Below are 25240 nucleotides of genomic sequence, written 5' to 3'. Positions count from 1 at the left end.
GAGGCATGCGCATCGCGACCTGGAACGTGAACTCGATCACCGCCCGTCTGCCGAGGCTCCTGGCCTGGCTGGAGAGCAGCGGCACCGACGTGCTGTGCCTCCAGGAGGCCAAGCTGGCCGAGGCGCAGTTCCCGTTCGACGCGCTGCGCGAGGCGGGCTACGAGGCGGCGGTCAACGCGACCGGGCGGTGGAACGGCGTGGCGGTGCTCTCCCGCGTAGGGCTCGACGACGTGGTCAAGGGCCTTGCCGGGGACCCCGGTTACGACGGCGTCCAGGAACCCCGCGCCGTCGCGGCGACCTGCGGCCCGGTCCGCGTCTGGTCGGTGTACGTGCCGAACGGCCGCGAGGTGGACCACCCCCACTACGCGTACAAGCTCCAGTGGTTCGAGGCACTCAAGGCGGCCGTCGCGGACGACGCGCAGGGCAGCCGCCCGTTCGCGGTGCTGGGCGACTACAACGTGGCACCGACGGACGACGACGTCTTCGACGTGGCCGCCTTCGAGGGCCTCACCCACGTCACCCCCGCCGAGCGCGCCGCCCTGACCGCCCTGCGCGACGCGGGCCTGTCCGACGTGGTCCCGCGCCCCCTCAAGTACGACCACCCGTACACGTACTGGGACTACCGCCAGCTCGCCTTCCCGAAGAACCGCGGCATGCGCATCGACCTGGTCTACGGCAACGAACCGTTCGCGAAGGCCGTCACCGACTCCTACGTCGACCGCGAGGAGCGCAAGGGCAAGGGCGCCTCGGATCACGCGCCCGTGGTCGTGGACCTGGACGTCTGACCCGCCCGCCGCTCAGCGCAGGGTCGTGAACCACCGCACCACGGCGGGTGGTTCCGGCCCGCTGGGAGCCGAGGTGGCGGGAGCCGCCGTAGTCCGGAGTGCCCAGGCGCCGTTCTCGTCGCCTCTCAACTCGGCGGCCACCATCCGGCCAACCCGCCCTCGGCAGAAGGGCTTTCCCCCTCCCGCGGCCGGTTGCTGACACGCCACCGGCGACGCCCTGTGGTGCGTACGGCGGTGCGAATGACACGCTAGACGGATGAACATCCCTTTCCTGGGCGACCGGGGCGAGAAGCACCGTACTCACGACCCCGAGGGCATCGCCGAGTTGCTGTCCGAGTGTCAACTGCTCCGCGCCCTCGCGGCTCAGGAAGGCATCCAACTCGACGACTCCGTAGGCTCGTTGGAGGCGCTCGATCAACTGGTGCCGCGCTGGCGGGACGACGAGGAGACCCTTTCCTGGCTCGGCAACGACGCCGGTCTGTATCTGGGGACCGTGATCGTGCGCACCGTGCCGGGCGCCGCCTGGGAGATCTGGGAGAGCGGTCAGCCCGTCGTACGGCTCGACTCCGGGCGCGAGTTCGACGTCGTGGCCTCCGGTCACGAGTGGGCGGCCAGCGGCGTGCCCGAACTCTCGCAGCTGTACGCCGAAGTCGCGGAAGAGTAACAACGGGCTTAAATACGGCTAATGCCCGAAAAGTGCGTGTCGTGCCTTAACTCCACTCTTGTGTGGATAGTTTGCGGCGACCACGACACAGCTGAGAGTGAGTAGGGCTGGGCATGGCCGTCGATCCGTTGATCGAACTGCGTGACGTCAACAAGTACTACGGGGAGCTGCATGTCCTGCAGGACATCAACCTCACCGTCGGCAAGGGGGAGGTGGTCGTGGTCATCGGCCCTTCGGGGTCGGGAAAGTCGACGCTGTGCCGGGCGATCAACCGGCTGGAGACCATCGAGTCCGGAACGATCGAACTCGACGGGCAGCCGCTGCCCGAGGAGGGCAAGGCCCTCGCGAAGCTCCGCGCCGAGGTGGGCATGGTCTTCCAGTCCTTCAACCTGTTCGCCCACAAGACGGTCCTGCAGAACGTCTCGCTGGCCCAGGTCAAGGTCCGCAAGCGCAAGCGGGAGGACGCCGACAGGCGGTCGTTGGAGCTCCTGGACCGCGTGGGCCTCGCCTCCCAGGCGCCCAAGTTCCCCGCGCAGCTCTCCGGCGGCCAGCAGCAGCGCGTGGCCATCGCCCGCGCCCTCGCCATGGAACCCAAGGCGCTTCTCTTCGACGAGCCGACCTCGGCTCTCGACCCGGAGATGATCAACGAGGTCCTCGAGGTCATGCGCCAACTCGCCCACGACGGCATGACGATGGTCGTCGTCACCCACGAGATGGGCTTCGCCCGCTCCGCCGCCAACCGCGTCGTGTTCATGGCCGACGGCCGCATCGTCGAGGACCGCACCCCCGAGGAGTTCTTCACCAACCCGCGCAGCGACCGGGCCAAGGACTTCCTGTCCAAGATCCTCAAGCACTGAGCGGGGGAGTGCGATCCATGTTCCGTACCACCCGTGCGTCCCTCGCCGTGACCGTGCTCGCCGTGCTGTGCGCGACCGCCTGCGGCAAGGAGGGCAGCCCGCCCGTCAAGGGACCGGCCGCCGAGAAACTCCCCAACTACCAAGTGGCACAAGGCTTTCAGCTCCCCGACTCCAAGACCTGGAAGCGGGCGAAGAAGCGCGGCTACTTCACCGTCGGCGCCAAGGAGGACCAGCCCTACCTCGGGGAGAAGGACCCGGCGACGGGCACCTACTCCGGCTTCGACATCGAGATCGCCAAGATGATGTCGGCCTCCCTCGGCTTCGCCCCGAAGACCGTCCACTTCCGGACGATCGCCTCCGCCAACCGCGAAACCGCCCTTCAGAACGGCCAGATCGACTACTACGTCGGCACCTACACCATCAACGACATGCGCAAGAAGCTCGTCGGCTTCGCCGGCCCCTACTACATGGCCGGCCAGTCCCTCCTCGTCCGCACCGACGAGCACGACATCCACGGCCCGCAGGACCTCGCCGGCAAACGCGTCTGCTCGGCCGCCGGCTCCACGCCGTACCAGCGCATCAAGGACGACTATCCGAAGGCCCAACTCGTCGCCTACGACACGTACTCGGTCTGCGTCGACAACCTGCTCACCTATCAGGTCGACGCCGTCACCACCGACGACGCGATCCTCATCGGCTACGCGGCGAAGGTCCCCGACCAGCTCAAGGTCGTCGGCAAGCCCTTCTCCGAGGAGCCGTACGGCATCGGTGTCCCGCACGGCGACAACGCCCTGCGGTTCGCCCTCGACGACGCGTTGGAGGCCCGTGAGAAGAACGGCGACTGGAAGAAGGCGTACGAGGCGACGCTGGGCCTGTCCGGAGTGCCCGCGCCCACCCCGCCCGCGATCGACCGCTACCCGGCGAGCTGAGGGAGGCAGACGTGAACGTACTGACAGACAACTTCTCGACCTTCGACGACGGCTTCCTCGGCACCGTCGAACTGACCGTGTACGCCTCGGTGCTGGCGCTCGTCCTCGGCTTCCTCATGGCCTCCTTCCGGGTCGCGCCGGTCGGCTCGCTGCGGGTCTTCGGCACCGTGTGGGTGACCGTGCTGCGCAACACCCCGCTCACCCTGCTGTTCTTCGCGGTGCTGCTCGGCCTCCCGCGCTTCGGACTCGTGCTGCCCTTCAAGGTGTTCGCGGTCCTCGCGCTCGGCTGCTACACCTCGGCGTTCATCTGCGAGGCGCTGCGCGCGGGCATCAACACCGTGCCCCGAGGGCAGGGGGAGGCGGCCCGCAGTCTCGGGATGTCCTTCGGGCAGAGCCTCGGCCTGGTCGTGCTGCCGCAGGCGTTCCGCTCGGTGATCCCGCCGGTCGGCTCCACCCTCATCGCCCTCGCCAAGAACTCGGCGATCGCCGGCGCCTTCAGCGTCACCGAACTCCTCGGCACCTACCGGACGTTGAGCGAACTCGGCTACAACATCGTCTGGACGTTCGTCTGGATCGCCGTCGGCTACCTGATCATCACCCTCGCCATCAGCGCGCTGTTCAACGCGCTGGAGAGGAAGTGGGGAGTCGCCCGATGACCACCGCCAACGCCCTCTACGACGTACCGGGACCCAAGACCCGTAAACGGCACCGCCTTTACGGCATCGCGTCCACGGTCGTCATCCTCGCGCTGCTCGGCTGGATCCTCTATCTCCTTTTCGACACCGACCAGTTCACGTACACGAAGTGGATGCCCTTCGAGTACAAGGGAATTCAGGAACTGCTGCTGCGCGGCCTCGGCAACACGCTCAAGGCCTTCGGCCTGGCGGCCGTGCTGTCACTGGCACTTGGCACCCTGCTCGCCGTGGGACGGCTCTCGGACCACCGTCCCGTGCGCTGGCTGTCCACGCTCGTCGTGGAGTTCTTCCGCGCCATGCCCGTCCTGGTGATGATCTTCTTCATCTTCGTGGCGCTCAAGGTCCAGCCGCTGCCCGCACTGGTCGCTGGCCTGACCCTCTACAACGGCTCGGTGCTCGCCGAGGTCTTCCGCTCGGGCGTCAACAGCGTCGAACGCGGCCAGCGGGAGGCCGCGTTCGCACTCGGCATGCGCAAGGTCCACGTCATGTCGTACGTCCTCGTGCCGCAGGCCGTACGGGCCATGCTGCCCGCGATCATCAGCCAGTTGGTGGTCGCGCTGAAGGACACCTCGCTGGGCTATCTGATCACCTATGAGGAGTTTCTCCATGCCGGGAAGCTGATCGCGTCGAACCTCGACTACGATTTGCCGTTCATCCCCGTGGTGATGGTGATCTCGCCGATCTACATCGGGATGTGCATGCTGCTTTCCTGGTTCGCCGGTTGGGTGTCCCGCCGGGAGCAGCGCAGTCCCAAGACCGGGGCCGTGGACGTGGCCCCGGCGGAACCAGGGACGCTGCTGCCGCGGGTGCAGTAGTCGAGAGGGCACTTGCCCGGCCGGCAGCAGCCGGAGATCACTGCTCGCGCAGCGGGATCGACACGTACGACGGGTCGTTCGCCGGCGAGGAGAAGGTCAGCTGCGCGCCGGACGGGTTGTGCTCGATGTAGAGCGGGTCGACCGTGTCGACGACCAGGGCGAGATGATGCCCTGCCGGGACGTCGTAGGCCGTGGAGAACAACTCCAGGTCCACACCGAACGGCTGGCCGGGCTGCTGCCCGTGCCAGGTGTACGGCGCGTTGCTGACCAGCTTGCCGAGGCCGAGCGGGCCCACGTCGTAGAGGTACGCGACGAGGGTGCCGCTCTCCTTGGTGTCCGTGACCGTGGTGTGCAACTTGACGGTGCCGCGCACCTGTTGGGCACTCGCGTACTTCGCCGACTGCCAGACGGCGGCCCAGCGGCGGGGGAGCAGCGGGACGTACGCCACCGGGGGCACCTGGGCTACCTGGTCGAGGATGCTGGACAGGAAGACGATCCCGCCGTCCGCGCCCGAGTCGACGTTGGTGTGGATGGTCGTCGTGCCCGCGAGGTCGATCTTCTTCCGGGTCGCGCCGACCGACTTCCAGTCCGGATAGCCCTCGTAGCCGCCCGTGGAACGGGACTTGAGCTCCACCGGCTGCTCGCGGTCGATCCCGTTGTCGGCGCCCTTGAGGTAGTGGTCGAACCAGCGCTCGGTGTCCGTCCATACGTCGTTGGGCAGCCCGAACAGTCCGGTCAGCTCGGCGGTGGCGTGGTCGCCGGGGCGGAGTTCGAGCCGCTTGGGTCCGGTCAACTTCCCGTAGAAGTCGGCGATTTGGTTGGGCGGGAAGATCGTGTCGCCCCAGGCGTTGGCGAGCATGATCGCCGCGCCGTTCTTGTTGATCTGATCGACGTAGGTCGAAGCCGAACGCACCTTGCCCCAGTTGATCATCTCCTGTTCCTTGGAGAGGTCGGAGGCGAAGAAGTCCTTGAAGACCTGGCTGGTCTCGGCGCTCGGGCGGCCGGTGACGAGGCCGACGCCGTCCAGCAGGGCGGTCGCCTGCGAGTGTTCGGTACGGCCCGAGTAGATCGAGTCGATCAGGTCCGCCCAGCCGCTCAGCGAGGCGACTGCCTTGATCCGCTTGTCGTGTGCGGCCGCGAGCAGGCTGATGCCGGCGCCGTACGACACGCCCGCCATGCCGATGTGCCCGGCTTCGGACGGGGTGTTGGCGAGCGCCCAGTCGATCACCTTGGAGGCGTCGGCCACGTCCTTCGGGCCCGCCACCTCTATCCCGCCGCCGGACTGCCAGAAGCCGCGCACGTTGTAACTCACCACGACATAGCCGGAGTTCGCGAGCTTCTCGGCCTGCGCCAGGTACTGGACCTGGGGGAATCCCCAGGCCGTGGGCATGACGAGCAGCGGGTAGCTGTGCGAGCCGTCCGCGCCCGCGGGCGTGACGACGTTCGCCGCGAGCTTCGTGCCGCCGTCGCCGGTGATGTCGACGAAGCGGACGCCGTTGGTGGCGGCCTGCGCGGTGGGGGCGAGCCCGAGGACGCCTCCGGCGATCAGGGTCGCGGAGACGGCGCCCGCGGCGGTCGTACGCAGGGCCTGGCGTTGGGTTCGCACGGGTCACTCCTCACACGTGTCAATGCAAAGTGACCCGACGGTAACCGGGACCCCCTACCTCAGGTAACCCGTCAGTAAGTTACGTGCCAGTAAAGATTGTTGACGTGTGTGCGGATTCAGGAGGCACGGTGCGAACTTCGGGGAGCCGGTGCAGGCAGCGGGGTTTCCGCCGCCCGTGTCACATCCGCTACCAACTCCACCACATCGGGGCCGTACGCCTGCGAGTTGACCACCTTCAGCAGCAGGACGAAGGTGTTGCCGCCGTGTTTGCGGGCCAACTTCTCATGGTTGCGGGCGAGATAGCGGGACGCCGCCTGGTTGGTGATCGCGCGCTGGCCGCAGAAGAGGAACACCGGCCGCGCGCCGCCCAGTTGGCCGGCGGTGAGGCGGGCGAGGAGCACGTACTCGCCCTTGCCGGGATCAAGTCGGTAGCGCTCGCTGCCTATTTGGAACGCGCCCCGGTCCGGTCCCGGCTCGGGGTCGACGTTGACGCGGATGCCGGGGAGCAGGGACGCCAGATGCGCGGCCATCCGGCGGTTGGAGGCCGGGCCGCCCACGCAGAACTCGGTCCGCTCGCCGAAACCCTGCTGGGCCGCGTCGTGCGCGACGACCTGGGCGTGCGCGTTGCAGTCCTTGATCAGGGCCGCGAGTTCGAGGAGCGCGAACACGTCGTGCCGCATCACCGTGAGTTCGGGGCCGCCCGCCTCGCGGTTGACCACGAGCAGCGACTCGGAGTTGTCGGGCAGCCCGAAGAACGCCTGCTTGCGCCGGAGTTTGCGCTTCCACAGATAGGTGCGGGCGAGCCAGCCGAGCGCGGCGCTGATGCCGGCGGCGGCCACGCCCAGAACGATGTTGCGCAGGTCGTCATTCATGGGCGCGCATGTTAGCGGCCCGACGCGGCTGGTACGTACCGGTGTTCGACGTGTGGCACTCGTGTGACAGTGGCGCGAGGTGGTCTGTTGGGGTCATGGCAATGTGGCTACGCTGCGCGGACGGTCCTGACTGGAGGTATGGATGCGTCGCCCTGTGGCACGGAAACTGTCGGTCCTGGCGGTCTCGGCCGCCGTCGTGTCGGTCGGGGCCGCCGCCCCACCGGCCGCAACGAGCGGCACACCGACGAAGGCTCCGGTCGCGGTCGGCTACGGCGGCGCCGTGGCGAGCGTCGACGCGGACGCCACCGCCGCCGGTATCGAGGTCCTGAAGAAGGGCGGCAACGCGGTCGACGCGGCCGTCGCCACCGCCGCCGCGCTCGGCGTCACCGAGCCCTACTCCTCCGGCATCGGCGGAGGCGGCTACTTCGTCTACTACGACGCCAAGTCCCGTACGGTGCACACCATCGACGGCCGCGAGACCGCGCCGCTGACCGCCGACTCCAACCTCTTCGTGGAGAACGGCAAGGCCCTCGCCTTCGCCGACGCCGTCAGCAGCGGCCTCGGCGTCGGCACCCCGGGCTCGCCCGCCACCTGGCAGACCGCGCTCGACCAGTGGGGCAGTGAGAAGCTCGGCACGGTGCTCAAGCCCGCCGAGCGGATCGCGAGTGACGGCTTCACGGTCGACGACACCTTCCGCAGCCAGACGGCGTCCAACGAGACCCGCTTCCGCTACTTCCCGGACACCGCCAAGCTGTTCCTGCCCGGCGGGCAGCTCCCGGTCGTCGGCTCCACCTTCAGGAACCCCGAACTCGCCAGGACCTACAAGGAGTTGGGCAAGAAGGGGATCGGCGCGATCTACCACGGAGACCTCGGCAAGGACATCCTCGCCACGGTGAACAACCCCAAGGTGGACGCCGGTTCCGGCTGGAACGCCCGCCCCGGCAAGCTGTCCGCCAAGGACCTCGCGGCCTACCGCGCCAAGCTCCAGGCGCCCACGAAGACCTCGTACCGCGGACTCGGTGTCTACTCCATCGCGCCCTCCTCCTCCGGCGGCACGACCGTCGGCGAGGCCCTCAACATCCTTGAGAAGACGGACCTCTCGAAGGCGAGCGAGGTCCAGTACCTGCACCACTACATCGAGGCCAGCCGGATCGCGTTCGCGGACCGGGGGCGCTGGGTCGGCGACCCCGCCTTCGAGGACGTACCGACGAAGGAACTCCTCTCGCAGAAGTTCGCCGACTCGCGCGCCTGCCTCATCAAGGACGACGCGGTGCTCACCAGCCCGCTGGCGCCCGCCGACCCGCGCAATCCGACGGCCTGCACCGCCGCCGGGACGGCCGCCCCGACGACGTACGAGGGCGAGAACACCACGCACCTCACGGTCGCCGACAAGTGGGGCAACGTCGTCTCCTACACGCTCACCATCGAGCAGACCGGCGGCAGCGCGATGACCGTGCCCGGCCGCGGTTTCCTGCTCAACAACGAGCTGACCGACTTCTCCTTCACCCCGGCCAACCCGGCCGTCCACGACCCGAACCTGCCAGGACCGGGCAAGCGCCCGCGCTCGTCGATCTCGCCGACGATCGTCCTCGACAAGCACAACAAGCCGGTCGTGGCGCTCGGTTCACCCGGTGGCGCGACCATCATCACGACCGTGCTGCAGACCCTCACCGAGTTCCTCGACCGGGGCCTGCCGCTGGTGGACGCGATCGCGGCGCCTCGCGCCAGCCAGCGCAACGCGGCGAACACGGAACTCGAACCCGCGCTCTACAACAGCGACTTGAAGCCCCAGCTGCAAGCCATCGGGCATTCGTTCACTCTCAACCCGGAGATCGGCGCGGCGACCGGTGTGCAACGGCTCCCGAACGGGGAGTGGTTGGCCGCCGCCGAGAAGGTACGACGCGGCGGCGGGTCGGCGGCAGTCGTCAACCCGGAGCCGTAGCAGGTCCGTCGGGGTCGGGCGGTGGTGCATCCGTACGGAACGCGAGCCGCCCGTCCTCCACGTCCACCGTCACCCGGCCGCCCTCCGCGATCCGGCCGTCCAGAAGCAGTCGCGACAGCTGGTTGTCGACCTCGCGCTGGATGGTGCGGCGCAGCGGGCGGGCGCCGTACTCGGGCTGGTAGCCCTGGCGGGAGAGCCAGTCGACCGCCGGGTCCGTGAACGCGACCGTGATGCCCTGCGCGTGCAGGAGACGGCGGGTGTGGTCCAGCAACAGCCCGGTGATCAGCCGGAGTTGCTCGGCGGTGAGCCGGCGGAAGACGACGATCTCGTCGATGCGGTTGAGGAACTCGGGGCGGAAGTGCTCGCGCAGCGGGCGCAGGATCTGCTCGCGCCGGGCCTCCTCGTCCGCGTCGGCGCCACCAGGGCCGAAGCCGATACCGGCACCGCGCCGGGTGATCGCCTCGGAGCCGAGGTTGCTGGTCATCACGATCACCGTGTTGGTGAAGTCGACCGTGCGGCCCTGCGCGTCGGTCAACCGGCCGTCGTCCAGGACCTGGAGCAGGATGTTGAACACGTCCGGGTGCGCCTTCTCGACCTCGTCGAGGAGGAGCAGCGAGTACGGGTGGCGGCGTACGGCCTCGGTGAGCTGACCGGCCTCCTCGTGGCCGACGTAGCCGGGCGGGGCGCCGACGAGACGGCTCACCGTGTGCCGTTCCTGGTACTCGCTCATGTCCAGCCGGACCATCCGGTCCTCGCTGCCGAACAGGGACTCGGCGAGTGCCCGGGCAAGTTCCGTCTTGCCGACGCCGGTTGGGCCCAGGAACAGGAAACTGCCGATCGGCCGGTCCGGGCTCGCCAGCCCGGCGCGGGAGCGCAGCACCGCGTCCGACACGACCCGGACCGCCTCCTCCTGCCCGACGACCCGCCGGTGCAGATGCTCCTCCAGACCGAGCAGCCGGTCCTTCTCCTCCGCCGTGAGACTGCTCACCGGGATACCGGTCTGCCGCGACACCACCTCGGCGATCGCCTCACCGGTGACCTCCAGATGCTGCCCCTCGTCGCCCGTGTCCTCGCCACCGGCGTCCGCCAGCCGCACCTTCAACTCGGCGATCCGGTCGCGTAGTTGTGTCGCCTTCTCGTAGTCCTCGTCGGCCGCCGCCTGGTCCTTGTCCCGGGCGAGCTGCTCCACCTCGCGCTCCAGGGCCCGTACGTCCGTGCCCTTCGTGCGCGCCCGCAGCCGTACCCGCGCGCCCGCCTGGTCGATGAGGTCGATCGCCTTGTCCGGCAGCCGGCGGTCGGTGAGATAGCGGTCGGAGAGTTCTACGGCCGCCACCAATGCCTCGTCGGTGTAACGGACTTGGTGGTGCGCCTCGTAGCGGTCGCGCAGCCCGCGCAGGATCTCGATCGCGTCCGCGACGGTCGGCTCGGGCACCAGGATCGGCTGGAACCTGCGGGCCAGCGCCGCGTCCTTCTCGATCCGGCGGTACTCCTCCAGCGTCGTGGCGCCCACGATGTGCAACTCGCCGCGTGCCAGGGCCGGTTTGAGGATGTTGCCGGCGTCCATCGAACCGCCCTCGCCGCCACCGCCCGCGCCGACCACGGTGTGCAACTCGTCGATGAACACGATCAGTTCGTCCGAGTGGGCGCGGATCTCGCCGACGATGTTCGTCAGCCGCTCCTCGAAGTCGCCCCGGAAGCGGGTGCCCGCGACCACGCCGGTCAGGTCGAGGGCGACCACCCTGCGCCCGACCAGGACGTCCGGCACATCGCCGTCCGTGATGCGCTGCGCGAGGCCCTCCACGATCGCGGTCTTGCCGACACCCGCGTCGCCGATCAGCACCGGGTTGTTCTTGCCGCGCCGGGACAGCACCTCGATGGTCTGCTCGATCTCCTCGTCGCGGCCGATCACCGGGTCGATACGGCCGTGGCGGGCCAGGTCGGTGAGATCGCGGCTGTATTTGTCGAGGGTGGGCGTGCCGGTGGGGCGGGGCTGGTCGGTGCGGGGCTGGATGCCGTCCGGTGCCTCGGGCGGCAGGCCCGTGGGGGCGTAGCGGGCCGCGTTCAGGATGTGACCGGCCGCCGAGTCCGGGTTCGCGGCGAGCGCGCCGAGGACGTGTTCGGGGCCGATGTATCCGGTGCCGCCCGCCCTGGCCAGGTCGTGGGCGTCCAGGAGGGCGCGTTTGACGGCCGGGGTGAGGGCGAGCGACGTGCCGTCCGGAGGGTGCGCGGGGCCCGAGCGCTCGTCGATCTCCGCGGCGAGGGAGTCGGGGTCCGCGCCGGCCCGGGTGAGGAGGCCGCGGGTCGGCTCCGCGGACAGGGCGGCGCGGAGCAGGTGCTGGGTGTCGAGGTCGTGGCTGCCGTGTTCCGCGGCGTACTGGGCGGCGCCCCGCATGAGTTCCCTGGCCGGTTGGCTGAGCAGACGGCCTATGTCCACGTGCCGTGGGCCGGGCGGGGCCGCTCCGCCAGCGGCTCCGCCCGTGGCTCCGCCGAAGAACCGGGCCAGGAAGTCGCCGAAGGGGTCGTTTTCGGGGTCTGTGTAGCCGCTGGTCATCAATCCACCATGGCACGGGGCACTGCGTGGGGCATGTGCAGGTTTGGGGGGATTGCGGCTGGTTTTCGTCTGCGGGTGCGTTGTGGCTGGTCGCGCAGTTCCTCGCGCCCCTAAAAGAGCTCAGCGTGCCGTAAGAATCCTGGGACCGTCCTCCGTGATCGCCACCGTGTGTTCCACGTGGGCCGCCCTCGATCCGTCGTTCGTCTTGAGGGTCCAGCCGTCCTTCGCCGCGTGGTAGTCGTCCCGGCCGCCCGCGATCAGCATCGGCTCGATCGCGATGACCATGCCGCGGCGTAGGGGGAGGCCTCGGCCGGGGCGGCCCTCGTTCGGGACTCCGGGGTCCTCGTGCATCTGGCGGCCGATGCCGTGGCCGCCGAAGTCCTCCATGATGCCGTAGCCGGCCGTGCGGCAGACCGTGCCGATCGCGTGGGCGATGTCGCCGATGCGGTTGCCGACGACGGCTGCGTCGATGCCCGCCGCGAGGGCGCGCTCGGCGGTGTCGATCAGGCGGACGTCGGCCGGGCGCGGCTCGCCGACGATGAAGCTGATGGCCGAGTCGCCGGCCCAGCCGCCCAGCTTGGCGCCGAAGTCGATCGAGACCAGGTCGGCGTCGCGCAGGCGGTAGCCGTCCGGGATGCCGTGCACGATCGCGTCGTTCACGGAGGCGCAGATGACCGCGGGGAACGCGGTGGGCGCGAAGGCGGGGCGGTAGCCGAGGAAGGGTGAACTCGCGCCGGCCGCGCGCAGCACGTCGTGCGCCAACTCGTCCAGTTCCAGGAGGGATACGCCCACGTCGGCGGCCTCCCGCACAGCCGTGAGGGCGCGGGCCACGACCTGGCCCGCCTCGTACATCGCATCGATAGACGTGTCCGTCTTCAGTTCCACCATGCCAATTACTATACCGGTATTAGAATGACGGCATGGTACGCACCCCTCTCACCCCCGAAGAGCGCGAACGCGGCGAACGGCTCGGCCGGCTGCTCCGCGAGGCCCGTGGCGGCCGCAGCATGACGGACGTGGCGGCGCACGCGGGCATCTCGGCGGAGACCCTCCGCAAGATTGAGACGGGCCGGGCTCCCACGCCCGCCTTCTTCACCGTGTCCGCCCTCGCCGAGGCGCTCGGGCTGTCCATGGACGAACTCGTGGTCAGGTGCGCGCCGTTGGCAGCCTGAAGCCGAGAGCGCGATCGCGCCCCAACGGGAGACGTGTGCTGTATCCGACCCTGCTCCGGCGCCCCCATGTCCTACGACTGCTCACCGGTTCCCTCGTCGGCCGCATGCCCAGCGCCATGGCCGCCCTCGCCATCGCCCTCTCCGTGCGCGAGGCCGGCGCCGGCTACCGCCTGGTCGGCGTCGCCACCGGTGTGTTCGCCGTGGCCGGGGCGATCGGCGGCCCGCTGCTCGGGCGGCTGGTCGACCGCACCGGCCAGCCGCGCGTACTCGTCGCGTCCGCAGTGGTGTCCGGCCTGGGGTACGTCCTCCTCGCGCTCGCACCCGGATCGGTCTACGGCAGCCTCGTCGGGGCCGTCGTCGCGGGTGCCGCCGCGCCGCCCCTGGAGCCGTGTCTGCGTGCCCTGTGGCCGGAGTTGGTGGCCGAGGGGCAGGTGCAGGCGGCGTACGCCGTCGACGCCGGGGCGCAGGAAGTCGTGTTCATCGCGGGGCCGTTGGCCGTCGCCGGTGTCGCCGCGCTCGGCCCCGCGCCGCTCGCCCTGTGGCTGGCCGCCGGGCTGGGGCTGCTCGGCTCGTTGGTGATGGCCACCGCCCGGCCGTCCCGGGACTGGCGGACCCGGACCCGTGACGTGCACTGGCTCGGCCCGTTGCGCAGCCCCGGCCTGCTCCTGCTGCTCGGCGCCCTGTTCGGGGCCGGCTGGGCGCTCGGCGGCTTCAACGTCTTCAGCGTCGCCTACGCCGAGCAGCACTCCGTACCCGGCGGCGCGGGCCTCCTCATGGCACTGTCGGCCTTCGGCGCGCTGCTCGGCGCCATTGCCTACGGCACCCTGCGCTGGACCGCCGACGCACCGCTGAAGGCCGTAGCGCTGTGTGCCGGAATGGCCGCCGCCTACTGGCTGGTGGCACTCGTGCCCGGGCCTGCCGGTGCCTGCCTGGTCGCGGCCGGTACCGGAGTCTTCTTCGCGCCCCTGCTGACCGTGTCCTTCGGACTGGTCGGCGAACTCGCCCCCGACGGCACGGTGACCGAGGCCTTCGCCTGGCTGGTGACCCTGATCGGTGCCGGGATCGCCGCCGGATCCGCCGTGTCGGGCCTCCTCCTCGCCGACTCCACGCTGCCCGCCGCGGCCGCGCTCGGCGCCTGCGGAGTGACCGCGGGAGCGGTGGTCCTGGCCCTGTCCCGTCGTCGGCTCACCCTCCCCGTTCCCGCCCGGGAAGTGCCGGATCCGGTGTGAACCCGGCGGGCGCACAGTCGGGAGGCGTAGGCTCCGAGACCTCTGCGCCCGGCTCGAAAAGCTTCCGTAGCCGCGTCGTAACACAAATGGTGTTTTCTACGGATCGGAGCATTCCGGTCTGGCGGGAGTTGGGGCATGGCTGTGGATCAACTCCCCGGACAGGTGCGGGAGTTCGCGAACTACCTCGACGGACTGCTGGCGCGCCTGGACCAGGGCGGCGGCTGGTGCGGGGTGTTCTGGCAGCGCGATCCCGATGGCATGCAGGCCTGTCTCGGCGGGCGCGAAGTGCCGCCGTGGGACGTGGTGGAAGCCCTCCTCCAGGACCTCGCGGCGGAGTACGGACACGGTGTCGCGAGCCAGGAGAAGAACCGGGCCCGCACCCTGCACGCGGCGGCGCTCGCCGCGTTCGACGCCCGTCCCGGCAGCCGCGACGCCCTCAGCGACCGGCTCGACGTGATGCTCCGTGAGCAGAAGTACGCGGCCGAACGCCAGTCGGAACTGGGGCGGTTGCTCAACTCCGCCAGTACCCAGGAGGAGGCCGACGCCCTCCGCCTCGACCTCGCCTGGGCCCACGACGATCACGAGCGCGCCACCGCCCGCTGTATCGAACTCCGCACCCGCATCGAGCAGTTGGACAACCGCGCCCACACGCGGGGCGCCCAGACCATCCACCGCGACCGGCACGGCAACGTGTTCCGCGCCGACGACACGTTCCAGGACCAGAACGCCTACCCGTACGAGCAGAACACCTCCCCGTACGACCGGAACCAGACCCCGCACCGACTGCCCCGCCAACGTGACGCCGAGCAGATGTCCGTCACAGGACCGCAGGGCGGGGACGGGGTCGGGGGCGGATACGGCAGTCCCGACGGCGTCGACGGGACGCACCGGGACGACCGGGGTCCGGACGCGCGCCGCGGCTACGAGGAATTCGAGCGCGCGAACCCCGGCTACGGCGATCCGGACCCCACCTGGGACGACCTCGCGAACCCCGACGCCACCGCCCCCGCGACCGAGCCCCCCGACCAGGCCGAGGCCGCCGCCCCCGCGCCCAAGCAGCGCAAGCGCCGCCGGGGCAGCGCCCGCTTCGCCGGCATGGTCGAGGACGACACCGCCACCACCCCGGCCCCGGACCCCGCAGCCGTCGTACCGGAACTCCCCGCGCCCGCCCCCGCCACCCGCCGGACCCCGCGCGGAGCGCGTTTCGCCGGGGCCGCCCGGCCGGTCGAGCGGGCGCAGCCGAAGCGGGAGCCGCTGGACGCGGAGGCGCGGCAGGGGACCGTGGAGACCGTGCAGCGGCTCGTGGGGCTGCGCCGCGAGGGCCGTAGCGGCGAGGCGCACGCGCTGCTCGTCGAGGCCGCGTACTGGCCCGCCGCGCGCTTCCCGCTGCTCGCGGCCGAGCTCCAGCGCGCCGGGCTCGGCGCGGACTGGGCGACGCTGCTGTGGGAGGCCGCCTCGCTGCCCGCCGACCGGCTGGTCGGCGCGGCGGACGCGCTGGTCGCGGCGGGCCGTACGGCGGACGGCGAGCAGATCCTGCGGCAGGGCGTGGCCCGCCCCGCCGGCGAGATAGGCGAGGCCGTGCTCGCGCTCGCCGCGGAGGGGCGCCGCCGGGAGATCCGCGCCCTTCTCGACGCCTACGTCCGGGTCCGCACCCCCGAGGAGGCGGCCCGCAGCGTCGCCGCCGACCCGCAGCAGCTCGTACCGCTGCTGCGGGAGGCCGCGCAGGGCGCCTCGGACGAATGCCACTGGGATCTGGTGCATGCCTTGCGGGTGGCGGGCTTCAGCGCGTGAGCGCTCCGCTGGGTTAGCGGTTGGGTGCGCGGTTTTTCGGGTGCGCGTCGGTGGGGGGCTGGTCGCGCCCGCGCGGCGGAGCCGCATATTGATACAGCCCCGCGCCCCTTACGGGGCCCCGAGGCCGCCTACCTGGCGCAGCGGCTCACCCACCGGAGGGTGAAACACGATCGACTCCGCGGGTTAACGGCGATGGTCTTGGCAAGGCTCCTCCGGAGGCTTACGTTCATCCCTCTACGGCCTTGTCTACGGGCGTAGAGGCTCTGGCGTCCCGTCGAAGGAGCAGCTCATGGCCAACGTCGTACGCGCCGCTCTGGTTCAGGCCACCTGGACCGGCGACACCGAGTCCATGGTGGCGAAACACGAGGAACACGCCCGCGAGGCGGCCCGCCAGGGCGCGCAGATCATCGGGTTCCAGGAGGTGTTCAACGCCCCCTACTTCTGTCAGGTCCAGGAACCCGAGCACTACAACTGGGCCGAACCGGTGCCCGACGGGCCGACCGTGCGTCGTATGCAACAGCTCGCGCGCGAGACCGGCATGGTCATCGTCGTCCCGGTCTTCGAGATCGAGCAGGACGGCTTCTACTACAACACCGCGGCAGTGATCGACGCCGACGGCACCTTCCTCGGCAAGTACCGCAAGCACCACATCCCGCAGGTCAAGGGCTTCTGGGAGAAGTACTACTTCAGGCCGGGCAACGCGGGCTGGCCGGTCTTCGACACCGCGGTCGGCAAGGTCGGTGTCTACATCTGCTACGACCGCCACTTCCCGGAGGGCTGGCGCCAACTCGGGCTCAACGGCGCGCAGTTGGTCTACAACCCGTCCGCCACCTCGCGCGGCCTCTCCGCGTACCTCTGGCAGCTGGAGCAGCCCGCCGCCGCGGTCGCCAACGAGTACTTCATCGCCGCGATCAACCGTGTGGGACAGGAGGAGTACGGGGACAACGACTTTTACGGGACGTCGTACTTCGTCAACCCGCGAGGCCAGTTCGTCGGCGAGGCCGCCAGCGACAAGGACGAGGAACTCGTCGTGCGCGACCTGGACTTCGGGCTGATCGAGGAAGTCCGCCAGCAGTGGGCGTTCTACCGCGACCGGCGTCCCGACGCCTACGAAGGGTTGGTGCAGCCGTGACCAAGGACCTGCTGGGACGCCACCGGGACGTACTCCCCGACTGGCTCGCCCTGTACTACCAAGACCCGCTGGAGATCACGCACGGCGAGGGCCGGCACGTCTGGGACGCCGAGGGCAACAAGTACCTCGACTTCTTCGGCGGCATCCTCACCACGATGACCGCGCACGCGCTCCCCGAGGTCACCAAGGCGGTGAGCGAGCAGGCCGGGCGGATCATCCACTCGTCCACGCTCTACCTCAACCGGCCGATGGTCGAACTCGCCGAGCGCGTCGCCCAGTTGTCCGGCATCCCCGACGCCCGCGTCTTCTTCACCACCTCGGGCACCGAGGCCAACGACACCGCCCTGATGCTGGCGACGTCGTACCGCAAGAGCAACCAGATCCTGGCCATGCGCAACAGCTACCACGGCCGCTCCTTCAGCTCGGTCGGCATCACCGGCAACCGCGGCTGGTCCCCGACCTCGCTGTCCCCGCTCCAGACGCTGTACGTCCACGGGGGTGTTCGGACACGCGGACCCTACGCCGACCTGAACGACGCCGAGTTCATCGCGGCCTGTGTCGAGGACCTGAAGGATCTGCTGGGGCATGTGCGGCCGCCGGCCGCGCTGATCGCCGAACCCGTCCAGGGCGTAGGGGGGTTCACCTCCCCGCCCGACGGTCTGTACGCCGCCTTCCGTGAAGTCCTCGCCGAGCGCGGGGTGTTGTGGATCGCCGACGAGGTGCAGACCGGCTGGGGCCGCACCGGTGACCACTTCTGGGGCTGGCAGGCGCACGCGGAGAACGGTCCGCCGGACATCCTCACCTTCGCCAAGGGCATCGGCAACGGCATGTCCATCGGCGGGGTCGTCGCCCGCGCCGAGATCATGAACTGCCTGGACTCCAACAGCATTTCGACCTTCGGCGGCACCCAGATCACCATGGCGGCCGGCCTCGCCAACCTCACCTATCTGCTGGAGCACGACCTCCAGGGCAACGCCCGCCGCGTCGGCGGCCTCCTCATCGAGCGGCTGCGGGCCGTCGTCGCGCAGCATCCCGGCGTACGGGAGGTGCGTGGGCGGGGGCTGATGATCGGCATCGAGCTGGTCAAGCCCGGTACCGACGAGGCCGATCCGGACGCGGCGTCCGCCGTACTCGAAGCGGCCCGCGAGGGCGGCCTGCTGATCGGCAAGGGCGGCGGACACAACACCAGCGCTCTGCGCATCGCCCCACCGCTGTCCCTGACCGTCGCGGAGGCCGAGGAGGGCGCCGCGATCCTTGAACGGGCTCTGAGGAGCACGCAGTAGAGCACACGCTGAACAAGGGAAGACCGTCATGACCACCACCTTGGGAACCCTCGGAACCCTGGACGGCCTGGAGCCCGCGCTGTCGGTGCGCCAGGTCCTCGGCCTGGAACGGGTCCTCGCCGGGGAACCCGAGGTGGTGGCCGGCGCGAGCCAGCTCGACCGGCCCGTGCGCTGGGTGCACGTCGCCGAGGCCGCCGACGTCGGCGTGATGCTCACCGGCGGCGAGATGGTCCTCACCACCGGGGTCCTCCTCGCCGGCGACGAGGCGGCCCAGGCCGAGTACATCCAGTCCCTGCACCGCGCGGAGGCCTCGGCCGTGGTGCTGGGGCTCGGCCGCGCGTTCCCCGCCCCGCCGGACGTGATGCGCCGGGCGGCCGAGCGGTGCGGGCTGCCCATGGTGGTGCTCCACCGGCCCTTCCCCTTCGCGGAGTTGACGGAAGAGGTCCAATCCCGGCTGGTACGGCGGAAGTTCGCCGCCGTGAGCCTCTCCGAGGCCGTACGGACCGCGCTCACCGGGCTCATCACCGGCGGCGCACCGCTGCAGAGCCTGCTCGACGAGGTCGCCGCGCACAGCGCCTGTCCCGTCGTGGTCACCAACCTCGCGCACCGCGTCCTCGCCACGGCGGGGGAGCGGTCGGCCGTGGACGACGTGCTGCGCGACTGGGAGCGCATCTCCCGGCAGGCCGGCGGCAGCGAGGGCGACGGCTGGATCCGCGCCGAACTGGGCGGACGCGGCGAACGCTGGGGCCAGATCATGCTGTGCGGCTACCGCGGCGACACCGCCACCGGACGCCTCCTCGCCGACCGCGCCGCCGAGGCCCTCGTCCTGCACCGCATGCTCGGCGGCTCCGCCCACACCTGGGAGGAACAGTCCGCCCAGAGCCTGATGACCGACCTCGCGAGCGGTGTCGTACCGGCCCGCCAACTCCTGCCCCGCGCCCGCGCGGCCGGACTCCCCGTCAACCGGCGCACCTTCGTCCCGATGGTCGTACGCGACGGTGACACCGCCCAACTCGACCGTGTGCTAAGGCTGTTGGGGCTTCCCGGACTCGTCGCCGAACTGGCCGACGGTGTCACCGCCGTGCTGCTCAGCCTGCCCCGCGACCAGGACGCGGACGCCCTCGCCGCGCACTTCGCGAGCCGGCTGCGCACCGAGTCGGGGGCGTTGAAGGCGGTCGTGGCCGCCGCCGGGCAGCGCACCGTCTGGGACGATGTGCCCGCCGGCCTGCGCGAGGCACAGCACGTCGCCGACGCCGTGGCCGACTCCAGCGACGCCCTCGACCTCCCCGCCGTCGTACGCCTCAAGGACGTTCATCTGCGCGGTCTGATCAGGCTGTTGCGGGACGACCCGCAGGTGCAGTCCTTCGCCGAGCGGGAGTTGGACGGGCTGCTGTGCGCGGCCGACGAGGACCTGCTCGCCGTACTGCGCACCTATCTGGCCACCGGCCGCAACAAGTCGCGCACCGCGCAGCTCCACCACGTCTCGCGGCCCGCGCTGTACCGCCGGCTGGAGGCCATAGAGGGGCGGCTCGGGGTCGACCTCGACGACTTCGAGCAGGCCGCCTCGGTGCACATCGCGCTCCTCGCGCACGACGCGCAACAGGGGTGAAACATGGGACTACCTGGGAAAACGGCGGTGAAACATGCGCCCACGACAGGGTGACACCGTGGAACGCCGCGCGCTCGCAGACGTGACACCGTGCAACTCAAACCGGACATCAGGACTTCCTAGGCTCCTCACACACCTAGCGACCGGAGGTCCCGATGAGCACAGTGATTCGTGCCGCCCTGTTCCAGACAGCCTGGACGGGCGACAAGGAGTCCATGATCCAGGTACACGAGCAGGCGGTCCGCGACGCGGCCGCGCAGGGTGCTCAAGTCCTGTGCTTCCAGGAGCTGTTCTACGGACCGTACTTCTGCCAGGTCCAGGACAAGGCGTTCTACGAGTACGCCGAGGCGATCCCGGACGGCCCGATCGTCAAGCGCTTCCAGGCGCTCGCCAAGGAACACGGCATCGTCCTGGTCCTGCCGATGTACGAGGAGGAGCAGCCCGGCGTCCTCTACAACACGGCCGCCGTGATCGACGCGGACGGTTCCTACCTCGGCAAGTACCGCAAGCACCACATCCCCCAAGTGCCGGGATTCTGGGAGAAGTTCTACTTCCGCCCGGGCAACAGCGGCTGGCCGATCTTCGACACCAAGGTCGGCAAGATCGGCGTCTACATCTGCTACGACCGGCACTTCCCGGAGGGCTGGCGTGCACTGGGCCTCGCGGGTGCCGAGATCGTCTTCAACCCGTCGGCGACCTCGCGCGGCCTGTCCGCCTACCTGTGGCAGCTGGAGCAGCCCGCTGCCGCCGCCGCCAACGAGTACTTCGTCGGCGCCATCAACCGGGTCGGTGTCGAGGAACTGGGCGACAACGACTTCTACGGCACGACCTACTTCGTCGACCCGGAGGCCCAGTTCGTCGGCGAGGTGGCCAGCGACAAGGAGCCCGAACTCGTCGTCCGGGACTTGGACTTGGCGAAGTTGCGCGAGGTCCGCGACCGCTGGCAGTTCTACCGCGACCGCCGCCCGGACGCGTACGGGCCGTTGACCGCACCGTAAGCAACCCGCGCCCCTCTGGAGGGCGCAGCCCTTCCAGAGGGGCGCGGGGAACTGCGCGACCAGCCCCCACAGACCCGCACCCGACAACCCAACGACCCGCACCCGACGACAACCCAGCGGAGTCAAAATGAGCACCCGTACCGTCATCCGCGGCGGCCTAGTAATCACCGCGTCAGACGAACTCCACGCCGACGTCCTGATCGAGGACGGCCGAATCGCCGCCCTCGCTACCTCCGGCACCACCACCGCCGAGGGCTGGACCGCCGAGCGGGTCATCGACGCCACCGGGAAGTACGTCATCCCGGGCGGGGTCGACGCCCACACCCACATGGAGATGCCGTTCGGCGGCACGAAGGCGGCCGACACCTTCGAGACCGGCACCCGGGCCGCCGCCTGGGGCGGTACGACGACCATCGTCGACTTCGCCATCCAGAGCGTCGGCGGAGCCCTCCGCGAGGGCCTCGACGCCTGGCACGCCAAGGCCGAGGGCAACTGCGCCATCGACTACGGCTTCCACATGATCGTCTCCGACGTCAACGAGAACACCCTCAAGGAGATGGACCTGCTGGTGCAGGAGGGCGTCACCTCCTTCAAGCAGTTCATGGCCTACCCGGGCGTCTTCTACAGCGACGACGGCCAGATCCTGCGCGCCATGCAACGTGCCGCCGACAACGGCGGGTTGATCATGATGCACGCCGAGAACGGCATCGCCATCGACGTACTGGTCGAGCAGGCGCTGGCCCGCGGTGAGACCGACCCCCGCTACCACGGCGAGGTCCGCAAGGCCCTCCTCGAAGCCGAGGCCACCCACCGCGCGATCAAGCTCGCGCAGGTCGCCGGAGCACCCCTCTACGTCGTGCACGTCTCCGCGATGGAGGCGGTCGCCGAGATCGCCCGGGCGCGCGACGAGGGGCTCCCCGTCTTCGGCGAGACCTGTCCGCAGTACCTGTTCCTGTCGACCGACAACCTCGCCGAGCCCGACTTCGAGGGCGCGAAGTACGTGTGCAGCACGCCGCTGCGCCCCAAGGACCACCAGGCCAAGCTGTGGCAGGGCCTGCGCACCAACGACCTCCAGGTGGTCTCCACCGACCACTGCCCCTTCTGCTTCGTGGGCCAGAAGGAACTGGGCCGGGGCGACTTCTCGAAGATCCCGAACGGCATGCCGGGCGTCGAGAACCGCATGGACCTGCTCCACCAGGGCGTCGTCGACGGCCACATCAGCCGCCGCCGCTGGATCGAGATCGCCTGTGCCTCCCCGGCGCGGATGTTCGGCCTCTACCCGAAGAAGGGCACCATCGCCCCGGGCGCCGACGCCGACGTCGTCATCTACGACCCGCACGCCGAGCAGACCGTCTCCGCCGAGACGCACCACATGAACGTCGACTACTCGGCGTACGAGGGCAAGCGCCTCACCGGCCGCGTCGAGACCGTCCTCTCGCGCGGCGAACTCGTCATCACCGAGCGGGAGTACACCGGGCACGCGGGCCACGGCGTCTACACCCCGCGCTCCACCAGTCAGTACCTCAACTAGGAGTGGCGCACATGGACTTCGGACTCGTCCTGCAGACCGACCCGCCGGCCTCGCGGGTCATCAGCCTGATGAAGCGCGCCGAGCGCAACGGCTTCACTTACGGCTGGACCTTCGACTCCGCCGTGCTGTGGCAGGAGCCGTTCGTGATCTACAGTCAGATCCTGGCCAACACCACCAAGTTGACGGTCGGCCCGATGGTCACCAACCCGGGCACCCGCACCTGGGAGGTCACCGCCTCCACCTTCGCCACCCTGAACGACATGTTCGGCAACCGCACGGTCTGCGGCATCGGCCGCGGCGACTCCGCGATGCGCGTCGCGGGCCGCACGCCGAACACGCTGGCCCGGATCAGCGAGGCCATGAAGGTCATCAGGGCGCTCGGCTCCGGCCAGGAGGCGGACCTCGGCGGCACGGTCATCAAGTTCCCCTGGGCCAAGGAGGACGCCCAACTCCCGGTCTGGATGGCCGCGTACGGCCCCAAGGCGCTGAAGATGACCGGCGAGGAGGCCGACGGCTTCATCCTCCAGCTCTCGGACCTCTACCTCACCGAGTACATGGTGAAGGCGGTCAAGGACGCGGCCGTCGCCGCCGGACGCGACCCGTCCGAGGTCAAGATCTGCGTCGCCGCCCCGGCCTACGTCACCGAGGACGACTCGCCCGAGGCGCTCGCCCACGCGCGCGACCAGTGCCGCTGGTTCGGCGGCATGGTCGGCAACCACGTCGCCGACCTCGTCTCCAAGTACGGCGAGCACTCCGCCGCCGTACCCGAGGAACTCACGGACTACATCAAGGCCCGTGAGGGGTACGACTATTCGCATCACGGCCGTTCCGACAACCCCGACACCGCCTTCGTGCCCGACGAGATCGTCGACCGGTTCTGCATCATCGGATCGGCCGAGAAGCAGATCGAAAAGCTCAACGCCCTGCGCGAGTTGGGCGTCGACCAGTTCGCCGTCTACGACATGCACGACGCGCAGGAGGCCACCATCGACGCCTACGGGTCGAAGGTGATCCCGGCCGTCAACGGCTGACGCACACCCGTACCACCGCTCAACTCCCCGTCCCCCCACTCCAGTTCTCCCCCTCCCCACCGTCCTGGGGAGGGGGGGTGGCGGGGCCGGGGAAGGGCGGGCACGCCCTTCCCCGGCCCCGCCAAGCCCCCGCACGGCCTTTCCGGATCCGCCCCTCGTTTGATTGGCCTGCCCATGACCGACACCGCTCCCACGGCCATAGAGCCGACCGCTCAAGTCACCCTCGCCGACGGGCGGGTGGAGCTCGCCCCGGGGTCTCCGCTGCCCAGCGGTCCGTACGCCAACGACGACCTGCTGCCGGTTCCCGTCGAGAAGCGCACCTGGACCACGTACAACTTCTCCGCACTGTGGGTCGGCATGGCCCACAACACGGCCTCCTGGACCCTCGCCTCCGGTCTCATCGCCGTCGGCATGGACTGGAAGCAGGCGGTGTTCACCATCGCCCTGGCCAACCTGATCGTGCTCGTGCCCATGCTGCTCACCGGGCACGCGGGACCGAAGTACGGCATCCCCTTCCCGGTCTTCGCGCGTGCCTCGTTCGGCGTGCGCGGCGCCAACCTCCCCGCTGTCGTACGGGCGTTGGTGGCCTGTGGCTGGTTCGGCATCCAGACCTGGATCGGCGGTGAGGCGATCTTCTTCCTCGCCGGCAAGCTGATCGGGGACAGCTGGGCCAACGCCTCGCACATCGGCGGGTACGCCTGGACGATGTGGCTGTCGTTCGCGCTGTTCTGGGTGCTCCAAGTGGCCATCATCTACCGGGGTATGGAGACGATCCGCCGCTTCGAGAACTGGGCGGCGCCCTTCGTGCTCGTCGGCGCGTTCGTGATGCTGTGGTGGATGAGCGACAAGGCCGGCGGCTTCGGCCCGCTCTTCGACCAGCCCTCCAAGCTCGGTTGGGGCGGCAGCTTCTGGAAGCTGTTCTGGCCCTCGCTCATGGGCATGATCGGCTTCTGGTCCACGCTGTCGCTGAACATCCCCGACTTCACCCGCTACGGCAAGAGCCAGAAGGCCCAGACATGGGGCCAGGCGCTCGGTCTGCCGACCACGATGACCCTGTTCGCGTTCCTGTCGGTGATGGTCACCTCCGGTTCGCAGGCCGTCTACGGCACGGCGATCTGGGACCCGGTGCAGCTGGCGGCGAAGACGGACAACGTCGTGGGCCTGCTGTACGCGTTGGTGACCGTGCTGGTCGCGACCCTGTCCGTGAACATCGCGGCCAACCTGGTCTCGCCCGCCTTCGACTTCTCCAACATCGCGCCCCGGAAGATCAGTTTCCGCACCGGCGCCCTCGTGACCAGCGTCCTCGCGGTGCTGATCTTCCCGTGGAAGCTGTACTCCGACCCGCAGGGCTACATCTTCACCTGGCTCGGCCTGGTCGGCGGTCTGCTCGGCACGGTCGCCGGCATCCTCATCGCCGACTACTGGATCCTGCGCCGCGGCAAGCTCGACCTCGCCGACCTGTACCGCAAGGGCGGCCGCTACTGGTACGACGGCGGCTGGAACTGGCGGGCCGTCGTCGCCTTCGTGGTGGGTGGCGTACTCGCCGTCGGCGGCGCCGACTTCCACCCGCTGATCGACGGCCGGCCCATCCCGGCCCTGTCCTCGCTCGCCGACTACGGCTGGGCCGTCGGCCTGGGCACGTCGATGCTGCTCTACGTAGTACTCACGTTGCTGACCGGCAAGCAGACGGAGCCGGTACCGGAGACCGTCGAGGCGTAAGGACTCCGCGACTTGGAGGGCGGTCGAGG

21 protein-coding genes are annotated in these 25240 nt (G+C 69.8%); 17 read left to right on the top strand and 4 right to left on the bottom strand.

Annotated elements, in window-relative coordinates; all coding sequences use genetic code 11:
* Positions 1-5: 5 nt before the first annotated feature.
* The 6 genes from OG714_RS11705 (at position 6) to OG714_RS11680 (ending at position 4745) form a co-directional block, all read left to right on the top strand.
* Positions 6-785 carry an exodeoxyribonuclease III gene (locus OG714_RS11705; protein WP_406120273.1) on the top strand — a complete coding sequence of 260 codons (780 nt, stop codon included), beginning with the start codon at positions 6-8 and terminating at the stop codon, positions 783-785.
* A gap of 256 nt (positions 786-1041) precedes the next feature.
* A complete protein-coding gene (locus tag OG714_RS11700; protein ID WP_406120272.1) occupies positions 1042-1449 on the top strand; it encodes a DUF6278 family protein in 408 nt (135 codons plus the stop codon).
* Positions 1450-1562: 113 nt separating this feature from the next.
* On the top strand, positions 1563-2306 hold the full coding sequence (locus OG714_RS11695) for an amino acid ABC transporter ATP-binding protein (RefSeq protein WP_403602819.1): 744 nt from the start codon (positions 1563-1565) through the stop codon (positions 2304-2306).
* A gap of 17 nt (positions 2307-2323) precedes the next feature.
* Positions 2324-3235 carry a glutamate ABC transporter substrate-binding protein gene (locus OG714_RS11690; RefSeq protein ID WP_406120271.1) on the top strand — a complete coding sequence of 304 codons (912 nt, stop codon included), beginning with the start codon at positions 2324-2326 and terminating at the stop codon, positions 3233-3235.
* 11 nt (positions 3236-3246) lie between these two features.
* Positions 3247-3891: an amino acid ABC transporter permease gene (locus tag OG714_RS11685; protein WP_406120270.1), complete on the top strand. Its 645-nt coding sequence runs from the start codon at positions 3247-3249 to the stop codon at positions 3889-3891.
* The gene (locus OG714_RS11680) at positions 3888-4745 is read left to right on the top strand and encodes an amino acid ABC transporter permease (RefSeq protein ID WP_406120269.1); all 858 of its coding nucleotides are present in this window, start codon (positions 3888-3890) and stop codon (positions 4743-4745) included. The genes OG714_RS11685 and OG714_RS11680 overlap by 4 nt, the downstream gene beginning before the upstream one ends.
* A gap of 37 nt (positions 4746-4782) precedes the next feature.
* On the opposite strand, the gene OG714_RS11675 is transcribed toward OG714_RS11680, so the two are convergent.
* Together OG714_RS11675 and OG714_RS11670 are read right to left on the bottom strand one after the other, a co-directional pair.
* Positions 4783-6351, bottom strand: coding sequence for a CocE/NonD family hydrolase (locus tag OG714_RS11675; RefSeq protein WP_406120268.1), 1569 nt, complete (start codon positions 6349-6351; stop codon positions 4783-4785).
* A 116-nt stretch (positions 6352-6467) separates the two neighbouring features.
* Positions 6468-7223 (bottom strand): hypothetical protein, encoded by a 756-nt coding sequence (locus OG714_RS11670; RefSeq protein ID WP_200715328.1) that lies wholly within the window; start codon positions 7221-7223, stop codon positions 6468-6470.
* Positions 7224-7365: 142 nt separating this feature from the next.
* Between OG714_RS11670 and ggt the strand changes: the two genes are divergently transcribed.
* A complete protein-coding gene (gene ggt, locus OG714_RS11665; RefSeq protein WP_406120267.1) occupies positions 7366-9165 on the top strand; it encodes a gamma-glutamyltransferase in 1800 nt (599 codons plus the stop codon).
* Here the strand turns inward: ggt and OG714_RS11660 are convergent.
* Both OG714_RS11660 and map read right to left on the bottom strand, forming a co-directional pair.
* The gene (locus tag OG714_RS11660) at positions 9149-11716 is read right to left on the bottom strand and encodes an ATP-dependent Clp protease ATP-binding subunit (RefSeq protein ID WP_406120266.1); all 2568 of its coding nucleotides are present in this window, start codon (positions 11714-11716) and stop codon (positions 9149-9151) included. The genes ggt and OG714_RS11660 overlap by 17 nt on opposite strands.
* Positions 11717-11836: 120 nt before the next feature.
* Positions 11837-12604 (bottom strand): type I methionyl aminopeptidase, encoded by a 768-nt coding sequence (map, locus tag OG714_RS11655; RefSeq protein WP_406120265.1) that lies wholly within the window; start codon positions 12602-12604, stop codon positions 11837-11839.
* Positions 12605-12636: 32 nt separating this feature from the next.
* Between map and OG714_RS11650 the strand changes: the two genes are divergently transcribed.
* The 10 genes from OG714_RS11650 (at position 12637) to OG714_RS11605 (ending at position 25211) form a co-directional block, all read left to right on the top strand.
* A complete protein-coding gene (locus tag OG714_RS11650) occupies positions 12637-12888 on the top strand; it encodes a helix-turn-helix domain-containing protein (RefSeq protein WP_019062010.1) in 252 nt (83 codons plus the stop codon).
* 35 nt (positions 12889-12923) lie between these two features.
* Positions 12924-14117, top strand: coding sequence for an MFS transporter (locus OG714_RS11645; RefSeq protein WP_406120264.1), 1194 nt, complete (start codon positions 12924-12926; stop codon positions 14115-14117).
* A gap of 135 nt (positions 14118-14252) precedes the next feature.
* Positions 14253-15908, top strand: coding sequence for a hypothetical protein (locus OG714_RS11640; protein ID WP_406120263.1), 1656 nt, complete (start codon positions 14253-14255; stop codon positions 15906-15908).
* 289 nt (positions 15909-16197) lie between these two features.
* Positions 16198-17040: a nitrilase-related carbon-nitrogen hydrolase gene (locus OG714_RS11635; RefSeq protein ID WP_406120262.1), complete on the top strand. Its 843-nt coding sequence runs from the start codon at positions 16198-16200 to the stop codon at positions 17038-17040.
* Positions 17037-18323 (top strand): aspartate aminotransferase family protein, encoded by a 1287-nt coding sequence (locus OG714_RS11630; RefSeq protein ID WP_406120261.1) that lies wholly within the window; start codon positions 17037-17039, stop codon positions 18321-18323. Before OG714_RS11635 ends, OG714_RS11630 begins: the two co-directional genes overlap by 4 nt.
* A gap of 28 nt (positions 18324-18351) precedes the next feature.
* The gene (locus OG714_RS11625) at positions 18352-19932 is read left to right on the top strand and encodes a PucR family transcriptional regulator (protein WP_406120260.1); all 1581 of its coding nucleotides are present in this window, start codon (positions 18352-18354) and stop codon (positions 19930-19932) included.
* 155 nt (positions 19933-20087) lie between these two features.
* A complete protein-coding gene (locus tag OG714_RS11620) occupies positions 20088-20930 on the top strand; it encodes a nitrilase-related carbon-nitrogen hydrolase (RefSeq protein ID WP_019071248.1) in 843 nt (280 codons plus the stop codon).
* A 127-nt stretch (positions 20931-21057) separates the two neighbouring features.
* Complete coding sequence (gene hydA / locus OG714_RS11615) at positions 21058-22461, top strand: dihydropyrimidinase (protein ID WP_406120259.1); 1404 nt, start codon at positions 21058-21060, stop codon at positions 22459-22461.
* 11 nt (positions 22462-22472) lie between these two features.
* Complete coding sequence (locus OG714_RS11610; RefSeq protein WP_365307131.1) at positions 22473-23492, top strand: TIGR03842 family LLM class F420-dependent oxidoreductase; 1020 nt, start codon at positions 22473-22475, stop codon at positions 23490-23492.
* Positions 23493-23666: 174 nt separating this feature from the next.
* The gene (locus tag OG714_RS11605) at positions 23667-25211 is read left to right on the top strand and encodes an NCS1 family nucleobase:cation symporter-1 (RefSeq protein WP_406120258.1); all 1545 of its coding nucleotides are present in this window, start codon (positions 23667-23669) and stop codon (positions 25209-25211) included.
* The last annotated feature ends 29 nt before the right edge of the window (positions 25212-25240 follow it).

The organism is Streptomyces sp. NBC_00989, assembly GCF_045162655.1.
GTDB lineage: Bacteria > Actinomycetota > Actinomycetes > Streptomycetales > Streptomycetaceae > Streptomyces.
This window is presented reverse-complemented; position numbering and strand designations above follow the sequence as displayed.